The sequence below is a fragment of the Rhizobium sp. PEPV16 genome, assembly GCF_008919455.1.
In the GTDB taxonomy this organism is placed as follows: Bacteria; Pseudomonadota; Alphaproteobacteria; order Rhizobiales; family Rhizobiaceae; genus Rhizobium; species Rhizobium leguminosarum_Q.
The window spans coordinates 24022-38938 of sequence record NZ_VSZV01000309.1; the positions used below are offsets into that span (position 1 = coordinate 24022).

General features: G+C 59.5%; 14 protein-coding genes. 10 read left to right on the top strand and 4 right to left on the bottom strand.

All coding sequences use genetic code 11. The features are described 5' to 3' along the window. Nucleotides 1-3: 3 nt before the first annotated feature. From FY112_RS17025 to FY112_RS17035, 3 genes are all read right to left on the bottom strand, one after another. Nucleotides 4-2175: a TonB-dependent siderophore receptor gene (locus FY112_RS17025; protein WP_017957378.1), complete on the bottom strand. Its 2172-nt coding sequence runs from the start codon at nt 2173-2175 to the stop codon at nt 4-6. 298 nt (nt 2176-2473) lie between these two features. Beyond that, a complete protein-coding gene (locus tag FY112_RS17030) occupies nt 2474-2899 on the bottom strand; it encodes a type II toxin-antitoxin system VapC family toxin (RefSeq protein ID WP_017957377.1) in 426 nt (141 codons plus the stop codon). Then, entirely contained in the window at nt 2896-3150 is a 255-nt protein-coding gene (locus FY112_RS17035) for a plasmid stabilization protein (protein WP_017957376.1), read from the bottom strand. The genes FY112_RS17030 and FY112_RS17035 overlap by 4 nt, the downstream gene beginning before the upstream one ends. A 457-nt stretch (nt 3151-3607) precedes the next feature. Between FY112_RS17035 and FY112_RS17040 the strand changes: the two genes are divergently transcribed. The 9 genes from FY112_RS17040 to FY112_RS17080 all read left to right on the top strand — a co-directional run bounded on the left by FY112_RS17040 (nt 3608) and on the right by FY112_RS17080 (nt 13127). After that, nucleotides 3608-4825 carry a GGDEF domain-containing protein gene (locus tag FY112_RS17040; RefSeq protein ID WP_181018235.1) on the top strand — a complete coding sequence of 406 codons (1218 nt, stop codon included), beginning with the start codon at nt 3608-3610 and terminating at the stop codon, nt 4823-4825. 176 nt (nt 4826-5001) lie between these two features. Then, nucleotides 5002-5745: a FadR/GntR family transcriptional regulator gene (locus tag FY112_RS17045; RefSeq protein WP_151518927.1), complete on the top strand. Its 744-nt coding sequence runs from the start codon at nt 5002-5004 to the stop codon at nt 5743-5745. Continuing rightward, entirely contained in the window at nt 5729-7327 is a 1599-nt protein-coding gene (locus FY112_RS17050; protein ID WP_151518928.1) for an ABC transporter substrate-binding protein, read from the top strand. The genes FY112_RS17045 and FY112_RS17050 overlap by 17 nt, the downstream gene beginning before the upstream one ends. Before the next feature lie 82 nt (nt 7328-7409). Further along, a complete protein-coding gene (locus FY112_RS17055) occupies nt 7410-8369 on the top strand; it encodes an ABC transporter permease (RefSeq protein ID WP_026158310.1) in 960 nt (319 codons plus the stop codon). Nucleotides 8370-8371: 2 nt separating this feature from the next. Then, a complete protein-coding gene (locus tag FY112_RS17060) occupies nt 8372-9250 on the top strand; it encodes an ABC transporter permease (RefSeq protein WP_003550548.1) in 879 nt (292 codons plus the stop codon). Between the two features lie 18 nt (nt 9251-9268). Next, the gene (locus FY112_RS17065) at nt 9269-10186 is read left to right on the top strand and encodes a dihydrodipicolinate synthase family protein (RefSeq protein ID WP_017957370.1); all 918 of its coding nucleotides are present in this window, start codon (nt 9269-9271) and stop codon (nt 10184-10186) included. Between the two features lie 8 nt (nt 10187-10194). Then, complete coding sequence (locus tag FY112_RS17070) at nt 10195-11211, top strand: ABC transporter ATP-binding protein (protein ID WP_017957369.1); 1017 nt, start codon at nt 10195-10197, stop codon at nt 11209-11211. Continuing rightward, nucleotides 11212-12165: an oligopeptide/dipeptide ABC transporter ATP-binding protein gene (locus FY112_RS17075; RefSeq protein ID WP_151518929.1), complete on the top strand. Its 954-nt coding sequence runs from the start codon at nt 11212-11214 to the stop codon at nt 12163-12165. It abuts the gene before it with no gap. 26 nt (nt 12166-12191) lie between these two features. Continuing rightward, entirely contained in the window at nt 12192-13127 is a 936-nt protein-coding gene (locus tag FY112_RS17080) for a dihydrodipicolinate synthase family protein (protein ID WP_151518930.1), read from the top strand. A 99-nt stretch (nt 13128-13226) separates the two neighbouring features. Here the strand turns inward: FY112_RS17080 and FY112_RS17085 are convergent, their stop codons facing one another. Next, nucleotides 13227-13991, bottom strand: a complete 765-nt coding sequence (locus tag FY112_RS17085) for an IclR family transcriptional regulator (RefSeq protein WP_017957366.1) — start codon at nt 13989-13991, stop codon at nt 13227-13229. A gap of 194 nt (nt 13992-14185) precedes the next feature. Between FY112_RS17085 and FY112_RS17090 the strand changes: the two genes are divergently transcribed. Beyond that, nucleotides 14186-14917: ABC transporter substrate-binding protein (locus tag FY112_RS17090; RefSeq protein WP_246700702.1), on the top strand; the 732-nt coding region annotated here is incomplete at its 3' end.

The window sequence follows — 14917 nt, forward strand, 5'->3', positions numbered from 1 at the left end:
GTATTACCACCGATACTTCAGGGTGCCGGTCATGTTGCGGCCCTGGCCGAGATAGCAGAAGCCCTCTTCGCAAATTGTTTCGCGCTCATCGGCTATGTTGCGGATGTTGAAGGCGGCTGTCAGGCCCTCGTATTTCTTGTCGACTGCGCCGAAATCATAGGAGGCGGATGCATCGACATAGAAAGTCGCAGGATTCTTCGAGGTATTGGCGACATCCGTCCAGGTCTCACCGATGTAGCGCACGCCCGCGCCAACCGACAGACCGTTGAAGGGATTGCTTTCCTGGAAAGTGTAGTTCGCCCAAAGGCTCGCAATATGGGTCGGGGTGATGGCCGGAGTATTTCCGACGTTGTTGCCCCCGGTCACTTCGGAGTCGTTGTAGGTATAGGCCGCAATAATATCGAGACCGTCGGCGATCGCCGCGCGGGCTTCAAGCTCGATACCCTTTCCGGTCACCTCTCCCTGAGAATCGTAGGCAAATGTCAACGGGTTGGCGAGCCTCGGTTTATTCTGCTCGACGATGTGATAGGCAACGGCCGATAGCAGGATGTCGGAGCCGGGAGGCTGGTACTTCACGCCGAGCTCGTATTGCTCGCCCTTCGTCGGCGGAAGAATTGTGTTGGTGGCCGATCGGTTGGTGACTGGATCGAAGGAGGTCGCGTAGGAAACGAACGGCGCTATGCCGTTGTCGAAGAGGTAAAGCGCGCCTGCCTGTACGGAGAAGGCGTTCTTGTCGACCTCCTCCGAGCTGACCGTGGGCAAGGTCGCATCTCGCGTCTGATTCACCCAGGTCTGCCGGCCGCCGAGGTTGAAGCGCCAATTTCCGACCTCGATCTGGTCCATGACGTAAATGCCGACCTGCCGCATGTCGGCATCGGAAGCCAAGGCATTATAATCCGGCGTAGCGCCCGAGACTCCATAGGTCGGATTGGTGATATCGAAATCGAATGCCGGATCGGCAGCTCCGGCGCCATAGCCAAAGCTCGACTGGAGATTCGTGTAGTCGAGCCCGAACAGCATCGTATGCGCAAGCGGGCCTGTGTCGAATTTCGCCTCCAGTTGATTGTCGACCTGGAAAACGTTCATGTCGTCCCGGATCGCATTCGTGCCACGATGCGCGACTGTCCCGGTCCAGCTGGTAACGCCGAGGTAGCGAGCCTCCAGATCGAGGTGCGAATAGCGCAGGTTCTGCCGGAAGGTCAGGCCGTTGTCGAATTCATGCTCGAACTGATAGCCGACCTGCTGCTGCTTGACCTTCTGGTAATCATAGTCGGGATCGCTCGCCCTGATATCGAGGATCCTGCCGTCCAAGGTCGTGATCGCGCCGACATTTGAGTCGGTCTCATCTGCCTGCGCCAAGCCGTAAACCGTGAAAGATGTGCCCTCATCAGGCTTCCAGGTAAAGGACGGCGCTATCAAATAGCGGTCGTCGGCAATATCGAAATTGGTGTCGCCGCGGCGGGCGACGCCGACGATGCGATAGAGAAAATCCTCGTTATCTTCGCTGATCGGCCCGCCGAAATCGAACATCCCCTGCACCCGATCCTCGGTGCCGTAGCTAATGCCGACTTCGCGGATCGGCTCCTCGGTCGGAAGCTTCGATATCTTGTTGACGAGGCCGCCCGGCGAACCAGAACCGTAAAGAACGGAAACCGGTCCCTTTATCACTTCGACCCGCTGCAACTGATAGGGTTCGGTGCGGAACATGCCGTAATTGATATAGGGCTGGCGCAATCCGTCGCGATAATCACCGACCGTCGTGGCGTTGTAGCCGCGAATGTAGACCTGGTCGAAACGCGGATCGAAGCCGCTCGTTCCTGTTGTCACGCCGGCCGAATAGCGCACAGCCTCGATGACCGTCTGCGCGCCGCGCTGCTCGATTTCCTTCTCCGTCGTCACCGAGATCGAACGCGGCGTCTCGACGAGCGGCGTGCTGATCTTGGTTGCGCCGGCGCTGTTTTTGGCTGTCACCGACGTCCGGTCGGTCTTGCTATCAGAGGCTGCACCTTGAATGACGATCGGTTCCAGCGCAGTCGCGTTGGCATCTGCGGAAGCGGTCTGGGCGAAGGCCGGCGGCACCGCAACGCCAATCAGGAGGATCGCTGTCGTGGCAAATAGCGTCTCTCTGTAAATTGTTGGTAGATTATTAGAAACGTTCAAAAAAACATACGCCATTGCTTGGTCCCTACGTCACGGATGCGGGCGGAACCTATGGAGCGAAATTGGCCTTGTCAACATAAGATGATTATTTTAGTCACCTTTTAATCCATAAATTCCCGCACCCACATTCTCGAAGAGGTTGCACGTAGCATCGAGGCCTCGTAGCGTTTTGTGCCAGGTGAAATGCCCAACGCAGGCGGTTCTGTCGTGCGAGGAAGGGCCTAACTGCGGACCGAGACGACCATCAATCTGCCAGTCTTGATGGGTCGAGCTGGCGATTGCGGCTCCGCAATCATCTGACGCTTTGTCGCTGCTATGTTGGTGCGTACCACGGGTTGATAACGTTAAGTCCTGCGGCTTCGAAGGGACTAGTGTCGCGGGTGGCGACAATAAATCCGTTCGCCGCGGCAGTTGCGGCGATATAGGCATCTGCTTTACCGATTGCCCGACCTGCTACGCGTGCTCGCGCCATCAATTCCGAATAGCTCTGTGACGCAGCCATGTCGAAGGATAGAACGCGCCCTGAAAATAGAGGCAGAACTTCCTGTTCTAGTCGATCGTAGAGGACGGTCTTTCGTCTTCCGCTAGGCATCGCGGCAATGCCGAACCGTAACTCAGCTACTGTAATCGCCGACACGAACAGCGTTTCCACTGCTTGGGCATCGATCCACGCCAGTACCTGATTATCGGGTGTGGGCTTCCATGGCTCCGAGATGACGTTGGTATCGATCAGGATCATTCGAAACTCATAGGTTCCGCAGGCGCTTTGTCTCGGACGAGCTGCAGATTATCCACGTCGTTGTTGGAAAGCCCTGCCTCGCGCCCGATCGATGCTAGCAACGAGCCCAACATGACGCGCTCAGCTGGCCGTACCGCCGTTTCAAGGATGTCACGGATTTCTGCTTCTGTACTGCGGCCGTGATGAGCTGCCCTCACTCTTAAGGCACGGTGTGTCTCGTCAGACAAATTGCGTATTGTAACTGCAGCCATCGATTGCACTCCCTTAAGACTGATGGTTATGCTATCAATATATGGAGTGCGATATCACCTGGCAACTCCTCGCGTGGTTTGGAATGGCGCTTTTGGAACTGGGACAAATTGCAGCCGTCATTCGGAAACCAGACGCCAAGTCGAACGCTTGCTATCCCGCTCTGACGGAGGGCAAATCACGTGTCGGTCTACCGACTGAAAGGTGATCGCCGTGAAAAGAATCGAATCGTGAGTTCGGCCTGGAACGAATGAGACTTTGACCCAATATGATACGGTAACGACATACTGTCGTCTGCTGGTACAAAATCATTAGGGCAAGCATATCGTCTTTCGGGGCAGAATTCGCTGCTCGTCTTGCCGCCGGTCGTCTGCTCCCTAGATCCGACACATGGATACCGAGCGAACCACAGCTCCTATCAAACCGGTAAGGGCGTCTTCGCGGAAACCTCTTCAGAGGTTGAGCCCGGCCATTGTAGAGCAAGTCGAGCGCCTGCTCGGTGGACGCACGCGTGATATCCGCCTCAATGGGGAACTGGCCCAGCTTTTTGGCGAACGCTCCTGGCCGCGGACTGCCAAGATCATCCGCGCGTGGATGGTTTGGGTTATCGTGCTCGACGTCCTGACGTTGGGCCTCAACGCGATCTTGCTTCCGACCGAAACCGTCATGTCGATGCTTTGGCCAGCGTCTATCCTTCCCCCCGCGGCTCTTGTCGCTGCGGTAGCCTTCCTGCGGCCGCACGCTTTGTGGGTGCAGGGGATCTTCCTTCTCTCTGCTGTTTTTCTCATCCTCCTGTCGGTCGCCTTGGTGGGCGTTAACACCGGTGGCGAGTTTTATGAGCGGCATTTGACCATCATGCTTTTTGTGGCCGTCACTGCCATTATCATATTTCCGATTCCACTCGGTTGGGCGATGGCGATCGGTACTGCTGCCCTCGGTCTCTACCTTGTGTTTCAACTGCGAAATCCGGGCATCGAAGTGGGAAGTGCTCTGGCCGGGACGCTGTTTTTCGCCAGCGGTGTGGCTGCAACCGTCGTTGCCCGACGCACCGCCACCATCTTCGCTCAGAAGACTTTCTTGCTTGAGTTACGAGATCGAAGTCGCCTCGCGGAGCTTACCGACGCCAACTCGCAGCTGGAATTGCTGGCGCGGACCGACCCGTTGACGGGTGTCGCCAACCGGCGTTCGATGATGGAAACGCTAAATCATTTCTGGAACAAGGAGCTGAAACGAACGAGCGGCGCGGCGATGCTGATGTGCGATGTCGACGACTTCAAGCATCTCAACGATAATCTCGGACATGCCGAAGGCGACCGCTGCCTGGTAAAAGTTGCCGGCATCATTCAGAGCAGCATGAGAGACGAGCGGGACCAGGTCGCCCGATACGGGGGCGAAGAGTTTCTCGTCTTTCTTCCTGGCTCTGATGAACAAGAGGCCGGGTTGGTCGCTGAGAGAATTCGCAGCCGAGTAGAAGCTGCGTCTCTTCCAAATCCTACCTCCCGCGTCGGTCCCTGGGTCACTGTCAGCATCGGACTAGCGATATCGAGGCAAAACGGTGAACTCGTGTCAGCAGAGCACATGCAGCGACAAGCGGATGCGGCCCTCTACCTTGCGAAAAAGAGCGACCGCAACCGGGTGGTGGTCCACTCTCCAGAGGTCGATCAACGCCTCCAATGAAGTAATTCCAGCAAAATATGCTGTTCCTGTTGTCCTTCTGGTGCCCAAAAACGACCAGCTTAAACCGGCTTCGAGCCGGTTCCATATCGGCCATCCAAGCCTGACCATTTGACAGATATCCTACAAGTCGATATGTAACTTCGATCTTATCGGCGATGCGGGAAAGTGACCGGGGCATGACATTGAAATCGATGAAGCCGCTGACGCGCGCGCCGCTGTTGCATGTCTCCGTGCAGGAAAGTCTTCGCGCCTATATCGACGACAATGGCCTTGCGCCCGGAACCCTACTTCCGGCTGAGGGAGAGCTCGCCACCCAGCTCGGTGTCAGCCGCAATTCGCTGAGGGAAGGCATAAAGGCGTTGGAATCGCTCGGCGTGCTGGAGACGCGGCGCGGCGTCGGCATCTTCGTGAAGGCCTTTTCCTTCGAGCCGCTTCTCGACAACCTCGCTTACGGCCTCGGCGGCGCCCTGCGGCAGATCGAGGAGGTCCTCGAAATCCGGCGTACGCTGGAAGTGGGATTGATCCGCAAAACGATCGACGTGATCGGCGAGGAGGACATCGCCGAGCTGCGCGCCACCGTCAATCGGATGCGCGCCCATGCCGAGCGGGGCGAAACCTTTGCGGAAGACGACCAGCTGTTCCACCGACTGCTGTTTCGCTGCCAGGACAATGAAACGCTGGTGCGGCTGATCGATGTCTTCTGGCTCGCCTTCTACAAGGCGTCGGATTTCGTCAACCTTGAAAATGCCGATCCGATGGCGACGTGGCGCGACCATGCCGCGATCGTCGATGCGATCGAGGCAAAAGATCTGGAGGAGGCGCGCAGACGCCTGGATCGTCACTACGAGGGCATTGCCCGGGTGATTGCCAACAACAAGACAAGTTCAAACGTGGGAGGAACACATGAAAAGACTGTCTAGACTATCCGTTATTGCGCTTGGCGCCCTGCTGTCGACGGCTGCCGTTCCGGCTCTTGTCGTTTCGGGCGTTGCAGCTGATGCTCAGGCAGCCACGCTGTCCGGCGGCTTCGATGTCGGTCCCGGAGGCTTCCAGGGCAACTTCAATCCGCTCGCCGCGACCGCCGGCTTCACCTGGCTCAGCGTCTACTACGAACCGCTGATCACCTATGACGAGAAGCTGCAGAAGGTCGTTGGCGCGCTGGCAAGCTCCTACGAGGTCAGCTCCGACCAGATGACCTACACGTTCAAGCTGGCGGACGCCAAATGGCATGACGGCAAACCGTTCACGGCCAAGGACGCGAAGTTCACCATGGGCCTTGCGATGGATGCGAAAACCGGCTCAGTGCTGGCTGCCCGGCTGAAGGGCATATCGTCGGTCGATACGCCGGACGATCGCACTGTTGTCATCAAGCTCAGTGCACCCAGCAGCAGTTTTCCCGACACGATGACCAAGGTGATGATGCTGCCGGAGCATGCGCTCTCCTCGATCCCGGCCGACCAACTGGCGAAGAACACCTGGTGGTCCACGGCCCCGATCGGCACCGGTCCGTTCAAATTCACCAAATACGTCTCAGATCAATATGTCGAACTTGCCGCAAATATCGATTATCACGGTGGCAAACCCGCACTGGAACGCGTCATCAATCGCTATTTCGCCAACCCGGCCGCAGCGATCGCAGCGCTGAGGTCCGGCGAAATCCAGTTCACCTATGTCGATTCCAACGACGTGCCGACCTTCAAGGACAACAAGGACTTCAAGGTCATCGAAGGCAACTCTTTCGTCGTCAACTATCTCGGCTTCAACCACGATTCCCCGCTCTGGAAGGACGTGCGCGTCCGCCAGGCGGTGATGTACGCGATCAATCGCGATGCCATCATCCAGAGCCTCTATGGCGGTGCGGCCAAGCCTGCCAATTGCGCCTATGTCGCCGAACAGCTGATACCTCAGGGCATCGACACCTACGCCTACGATCCCGAGAAGGCCAAGCAGTTGCTGACGGAAGCCGGCTGGGACCAGATCAATGGCGGCAAGCCGATCACGCTTCTGACCTATTACACCACGCCGCTGGCGACCAACGTGCTTGCCGCAGTCCAGGCAATGCTTGCCCAGGTCGGCATCAACATCGTCCCGCGCGCCGTCGATGCGCCGACCTATAACAGCATCGTGCTCAATGCGACGCCGGATATTGCCCAGTTCCAGTTGGTTTATGCCGGGCTGCAGAACGGGCCGGATGCCGGAAGCATCAATGTCGGCCTCAACGAGAAGCAGATCCCTCCGGCCGGACCGAATGTCGCCAGGGTTCGCATGCCTGACCTCACCAAAGCGCTCGATAGTGCCTTGGCCGAGCCTGATAGCACCAAGCGGGATGCCGCCTACCAGGACGTCTGCAAGGTGATGAACACGAACCTGCCCTGGGCGACGCTCTGGGTGGCAAACCGCTACGGCATCGTCTCGACCAAGGTGAAGGATTTCGTCTGGACGCCGGCGCCGGGTGGCGGTCCTTACCAAGCAAACCCGCAGAAATGGTCGATCGCCGAATAGGCGTTTTCCGCGAAGCCTTGAGGGTGGCCTCGGCCACCCTGAAAAGGCGACCTGACAAGACGGCCCGACAGACGGATTGCCGATGCTCCAATACAGTCTCAGACGCCTGATCATAGGAATAGGCATGCTCGTTGCCCTGAGCATGCTGATCTTCCTGCTGCTGCGCCTGACACCCGGCGATCCGATCGATGCCTATATCGATCCGAACCTGCCGATGTCGCCGTCAGACCTTGCCGATCTGCGCAGAAGCCTCGGGCTCGATCAGCCCTTGCCCGTGCAGTATCTGGGCTGGTTGCAGCAGGCGCTGACCGGCAATCTCGGCTATTCGATCAAGCGTCTCGATCAGCCGGTTCTCGGCCTGGTGCTGTCACGGATCGGCCCGACAGTGCTCTTGATGGGCACCGCACTTGCCTTTGCCATCGTCGCCGGCATCACCTTCGGGGTGATCGGCGCCGTCCGACGCAATTCGCTGGCCGATCTCTCCTTGTCGGTGGTTGCGCTTGCCGGCATTTCGAGCCCGGCATTCCTCAGCGCGCTGATCGGGCTTTATATTTTCTCCGTCCGCCTGCACTGGATGCCATCAGGCGGCATGCTGACGCCGGGCGAGGAATTCTCGGTGGGCGATCTCCTCCACCATCTGATCTTGCCGGCGGCACTTCTGTCTGTCGCGCAAGCCGCATTGATCATGCGTTACATGCGCGCTTCGCTGCTCGAAGTCCTGAACCAGGATTACGTGCGCACGGCCCGCGCCAAGGGCGTTCGCGAGTTCTGGGTCATCACCAAGCATGCCTTGCGCAATGCGCTTCTTCCGATTGTCACGCTGATCGGCTCCACCATCGGGCTTGCAATCGGCGGCGCCATCTTCATCGAGAGCGTCTTCAACTGGCCGGGCATGGGTCTTCTGCTCGTCGATGCCGTGCAGACCCGTGACTACCCCGTCATCATGGGCGCGACGCTCGTCATCGGCGCCTGCGTTATCGTCGTCAATCTTCTGACCGATATCACCTATGCGGTCGTCGACCCGCGTATCAAGGTGGGTTGATCATGCTGGCACGCTCTTCCGAACGCCGGAGCCCGGGCCCGCTGGCCCGCGCCTTCAGTCGTTTTCTGCTCAACCGCGCAGCCGTTGCCGGCGTTTGCATTGCCATTCCGATGCTGTTGCTGATCCTTTCCTATCCGCTGTGGTGGGCTTTCCGGCCGAACGACATCGATCTTTTGGCGATGAATAGCGGCCCGACGGCAACGCACTGGTTCGGAGCCGACGGCGTTGGACGCGACGTCTTCGCCCGCGTGCTCGAAGGTGGCCGAATTTCGCTGCTCGTCGCCGTCGCATCGACCGCGCTTTCTGCCGTCATCGGGTTTCTTTTCGGGGCAATCTCGGCGCTTGCCGGACGCTGGACGGACGCCGTCTCGATGCGCTTCGTCGATCTGGTGATGACCCTGCCGCCCGTCATCTTCCTGCTTGTGCTCGCTTCGATCGCCGGTACCGGCATTTGGCCGACGGTGCTGGTCATCTCGCTGCTCTCATGGCCGTTGCTTGCGCGCATGATCCGCTCGCGGCTGCTGGAATTGCGTGAACGCGACTTCGTCATGGCCGCCCGCGGCATGGGCGCCGGCATCGGACATCTGCTCTTTCGCCACGGCCTGCCGAACTCGATCGATATCCTCGTGGTCTATGCAACACTGCAGATCGCCAATGCCATCCTGCTCGAGGCGGGGCTGTCCTTTCTCGGTCTCGGCATCGCCCCGCCAGCAGCAAGCTGGGGCAACATGCTGAACGCGGCCCGCTCGACCGCCGTGCTCGAACAATATCCGTGGCAATGGCTCTTCCCCGGGGCCGCGCTCATCCTTGCCGTCCTGGCGATCAACTTCATTGGCGATGGCCTCAGAGATGCCTTCGACCCGCGTGCCGAACTGAACTGACAATCGAAAGAAGCGAAAATGACCAAATTCAAGGGTGTCGTTCCCCCTGTCGTAACACCGCTCAATCCGGATCTCACCGTCGACTACCCATCCTATACACGCGTGCTCGAGCATCTGATCGATGCCGGCTGCCATGGCGTATTCGTGCTCGGCTCGACGAGCGAGGTGATCTTCCATGACGAAAAGACCCGGCGGGAAATCATCGACCATTCGGCCAAGGTGGTGAATGGTCGGGTGCCGCTGATCGTCGGCGTCATCGATCCGACCACGGATCGCGTCATCGCCCATGCGAAGGTCGCAAAGGCGGCCGGCGCCGATGCAGTCGTGGTGACGGCGCCATTCTATACCGTCACCAGCCAGTCCGAGATCCTCGACCACTTCCGTTATATCCGCGACGCGGTGGATGTTCCCCTGGTCGCCTACGACATTCCCGTCTGCGTTCACGTCAAGCTGCAGCGCCAGACCGTCGTCACGCTCGCCAGGGAAGGCGCCATTATCGGCCTCAAGGATTCCAGCGGCGACGACGGCAACTTCCGCTATGCGCTCCTCGATCTTGCGGAGCACAAGGACGTCTTCCTGATGACCGGCTCCGAGATCGTCGTCGACACTGCCTTGCTGATGGGCGCCCATGGCGTCGTTCCCGGTATCGCCAATGTCGATCCGCACGGCTATGTCCGCCTTTGGGATGCTGCCCAGCGCGGCGACTGGGTCGCCGCGAAGAAGGAACAGGAGCGTCTCTGCCGCCTGTTCGAAATCGTCTGGGTCGCGCAGGGACGCGTCAGCGGCGGCGCGGCGGGTATCGGCGCCTTCAAGACCGCCATGCGCAGCCTCGGCATCATTGATTCCGCCGTCATGCCGCGACCGCGCGCCTCCCTCAACGAAGCCGAAACCGCGCGGATCGATGAGATCCTGCGTGCAACCGGCCTGCTGAACTGAGCCAGCTGATGGAACAGACCGCCGAACCCGTACTCGACATCAGGGGATTGCGAACGATCTTCCGCATCCGCGGCGGCGAGATCACGGCGGTCAACAATATCGACCTGACCGTTGCCGCCGGCGAGACGCTTGCGCTCGTGGGCGAATCCGGCTCCGGCAAGTCGGTCACCAGCCTATCGGTCATGCGGCTGCTCACCCGCAACATCGGCGTGATCGCTGCAGGCAGCATCCGCCTTGCGACCAGCGACGGCGTGGTCCGCGATCTCGTCGCCCTCGACGACGAGAGCATGCGCAGGATCAGGGGCGATGACATCGGCATGATATTCCAGGAGCCGATGTCGAGCCTCAATCCCGTCTTCACCATCGGAGACCAGATTGGCGAGCCGATCCGCATCCACCGTGGTGCGGACCGCAAGGCGGCGATGAACGCAGCCGTCGCGCTGCTTGAAAGCGTCGGCATACCGGACGCTCGACGCCGCGCCGGCCAATATCCGCACGAACTCTCGGGCGGCATGCGCCAGCGCGCGACGATCGCCATGGCGCTCGCCTGCGATCCGGCGCTGCTGATCGCCGACGAGCCGACAACGGCGCTCGACGTGACGATCCAGGCGCAGATTCTCGACCTGCTCCTCAAACTGCAGCGCGAGCGCGGCATGGCCATGCTCTTTGTCACCCACAATCTCGGCGTCGTCGCCGAAATCGCCCATCGCGTCGCTGTGATGTATGCTGGCCGGATCGTCGAAGAAGGGCCGGTCGGCGAGGTTTTCCGCAATCCCAAGCACCCCTACACCATGGGCCTTCTCGCCTCCATGCCGCGCCTTGGCGATGCCGCGCGAATGAAGCTGGCCGGCGAAAAGCTTGCGGCCATTCCCGGCATGGTTCCGAGCCTGATGAACATGCCGAGCGGCTGCGCCTTTTCCCCGCGCTGCAAATTCGCCATCGATGCCTGTCGCGTCGCGGTTCCCGCGCTCGAACAGGTCAATCCGCAGCACCGAAGCCGCTGCATCAGATGGCAGGAGATCTAGATGAGCGCACCGCTGCTCTCCGTCCGCGACCTTTCGAAACATTATACCTCCCGTGGCACGCGGCTGAACATTCTTGAAGGGATCTCCTTCGATATCGGCAAGGGTGAAGTCGTCGGGCTTGTCGGCGAATCCGGCAGCGGAAAGACCACGATCGGGCGTTCCGTCCTTCGCCTCGTCGAACCGTCGTCAGGCAGCGTCCGTTTCGACGGGACGGAACTCACAGCACTTTCCGCCTCCGCGCTCAGACGGCAACGGCCGCGCATGCAATATATTTTCCAGGACCCCTTCGCCAGCCTGTCGCCGCGCATGACGATCGGCGAGATCCTGACGGAAGGCCTGAAGATCCAAGGGATCGGAACCGCCCGCGACAGGCTCGAGCGGGCGCGATCGGCCTTGGCAAAGGTCGACCTGCCCGCCGATGCGATCAATCGGTACGCGCATGAATTTTCCGGTGGCCAGCGCCAGCGCATCGGGATTGCCCGTGCGTTGACCTTATCGCCGGAATTCATCGTCGCCGACGAGCCGGTCTCAGCGCTCGACGTGTCGATCCAGGCGCAAGTGATCAACCTGCTGCGCGACCTGCAGCAGCAGCTTGGCCTGACCATGCTGTTCATCTCGCACGACCTTGCCGTCGTCGAATATATCTGCGACCGGGTGATCGTGCTCTATCTCGGCCGCATCATGGAAATCGCGCCGAGTGCTGATCTCTATGCGAGACCGCAGCATCCCTATACGCGCGCGCTGCTCTCGGCGATTCCGTCGCCTGATCCGGATGTCCGCCGTAACAGGCAGATCCTGAAAGGCGATATTCCAAGTCCGGCCAATCCGCCGAGCGGATGTGTTTTTCGCACGCGCTGTCCGAGCGCGCTCGATGCCTGCGCCTGCGCCGTTCCGCAACTGCGGGAAATCGCTCCCGGCCACTTCAAGGCCTGCATCCGTGACGACCTCAACTGATCCGTCATCCATCGGAGAAACAAGAGATGAATGCGAAGACGCCGCGTCCTGCCATCGGCGGAAATTGGGCGAGCCTGCTTCTGCCGATCGCAGCCGATGACAGCATCGAATTCGACAAGCTTGGTGAAGAGATCGACATCCTCATCGATGCCGGCGTCGATGGTATCTATTCGAACGGCACCGCCGGCGAATTCCACAATCAGACGGAGGCGGAGTTTGACAGGATCCAGGCAATGCTGGCCGAACGCTGCAAGGCATCTTCAACGCCATTCGTCATCGGCGCCTGCCAGCCCGACCCGCTGATCATGCTCAATCGCGTCCGCCGCGCCGCCGCGCTCGATCCCCGCGCCATTCAGGTCATATTGCCCGACTGGTGGCCGCTCAACGATGCCGAAGCGGTCGACTTCCTGAAACGAGCGGCCGAGACTGCCGACGGCATTCCGCTCATCCTCTATAATCCGCCGCATGCAAAACGCGTGCTGGCACCAAGGGAGCTCGGCATGGTCTGCGCAGCAGTCCCTGAGGTGATCGGCATCAAGCTCGCCGATGGCGACGCCTCCTGGTATGCCGAGGCACGCCGGCATCTGTCCGGGCTTTCGCTCTTCGTCCCCGGCCATCATCTCGCAACCGGCACCAAGGAAGGTGTGGCAGCAGGCTCCTTTTCCAATGTCGCCTGCCTTAGTCCCCGCGGCGCTCAGACCTGGACGGTCTCGATGCGAAACGAGATCGACGCCGCACTCGATCTGGAGCGACGCATCTGCACGTTTATGGACGCGCATATCGTCCCCTTTCGCCAGGAATTCGGCTATTCGAACGCCGCTCTCGACAAACTTTTGAGTGCGATCGGCAATTGGGGACCCGTAGGCACCCGTTTGCGATTTCCCTATCGCTCGATAGATATGGCGGAAGCGGTCAGGTTGCGACGCATTGCACGCTCCGAACTCCCCGATCTTTTCCCCTAGCTCAAAGAGCGGGCTTGGCACGAAACAACCTGCGTTGGCTCGCCTTGATGGGCGTCGAACCGAAGAGACAAGGTCCGAGATGGCTGAGAACGAAAAGCTCTACCATCCCAGCCGGGCCGATATCTTGCTGGAGGCCTCCTTCAGCAGAACGATGAAGCGGTCGACGTCGCTTTTTTGCGTGCGGAAGGCCGGGGCGCCGACATTCACCGCGGCGATCACGGATCCGTCGAATGCCAAAACCGGCACTGAGACGGATACGAGTTGCTCGCTCACTTCACCATAACTCACACAAAATCCCTGGCGGCGGATTTTATCCAATTCAGCAACCAGCTTGCCACGATCCGTGATCGTGCGCTTGGTCAGCCGCGGCAAAGTCTCGGGGATCATTTGCGCCTGCACCTGGGGGTGGAGATAGGCGAGAAGCACCTTGTACGAGCCGGCCGTGAGCGGCCGCCTTCGACCGATCATCGCCTGAACCCGCAAGTCGCGCATCGGTTCGAACTTTGCAATGCACAGGGATTCGCCATTGTCGATGATCCTGAGCTGGGTCGTTTCGTTCGCCTTCTGGCCGACTTCTTCAAGAATAGGATTGGCTATTCGCACCAGATCAACCTGTGTCGAGGCAGCGGTCCCGAGAATGATCGCAGTCGTCCCCAGCCGGTAAGTGCCCGTATCGCTCTTCCGCACTAGGCCACGCCGTTCCAGTGTGCGTAACATGCGCAAAATTCTCGGCTTGGTTTCCCCGAGGTTCTGCGCCACCTCGGTCAGTCTGATATCCGGATTTTTGGCGACATTCAGCAATACGTCGATGCAGACATCAACAGATTGCACAATATCGCTTTTTGATGGTTGTCTTTTGTCCATGGGACCAGAATTTTCTCCGCGACAAAGGCTGAAGGAGTGGCATAATTTCAGGTTACGCCTATCGTAACGCGCTTGTTTTCCGTTTGACAGCCCCCTTGAGGCCCCCTTACCAATTTGTGTCAAGAGTGGACGGGAACCCGCTCGTACCGACCAAGCAAGGTCGGCCCAAAAATCGCTAAACCGGGATGGAAGAAATGGCCGCAAAAATATTGACGCGGGCAGCGATCGGGCTGCTCGGAACGATCGCTATTCCTGCAATGGTCGCCGCACAGGAAACCCCGTTGACGATCGGGATGTCGACGACGCCGACGACGCTGGATCCCCATGAAGACAGTTCGGCGCCAAACAATGCGACCTCGCGCCATATCTGGGACAGCCTCATAAACCTCACGGGAACGTCGGCAAATGCGCCGGAACTCGCCACCGAGTGGAAAGTCGTCGATCCGACCCACTGGGAATTCAAGCTGCGGAAGGGCGTGAAATTCCATGACGGCAGCGAGTTCAACGCCGATGACGTCATCGCTTCGCTTCTGCGTGCCCGCGACAAGCCCAGCCAGAGCTTTGCTTCCTACACCCGCAATATTGTCAATGTCACCGCCACGGATCCCTATACCATCGTCGTCGAGACAAAGGTTCCGGATCCGATCCTGCTGAATTCCGTCAGCCGAATTCGCATTATCAGCGCCGATTGCAAGGAGGCGCCGGTCCAGGATTTCGACAACGGCAAGTGTGCAATCGGAACCGGGGCACATTCCTTTGTCTCCTATTCGCCAGGCAGCAATCTTACCTTGAAGCGGAATGACAGCTATGTCGCAGGCCCCTCACACTGGTCGAACGTCACGCTGCGCTTCCTGCCCGATGACGGCGCCCGTCTGGCATCGCTTCTCTCCAACGAGATCGACATTGTCGAAACCCTTCCTGCCGAT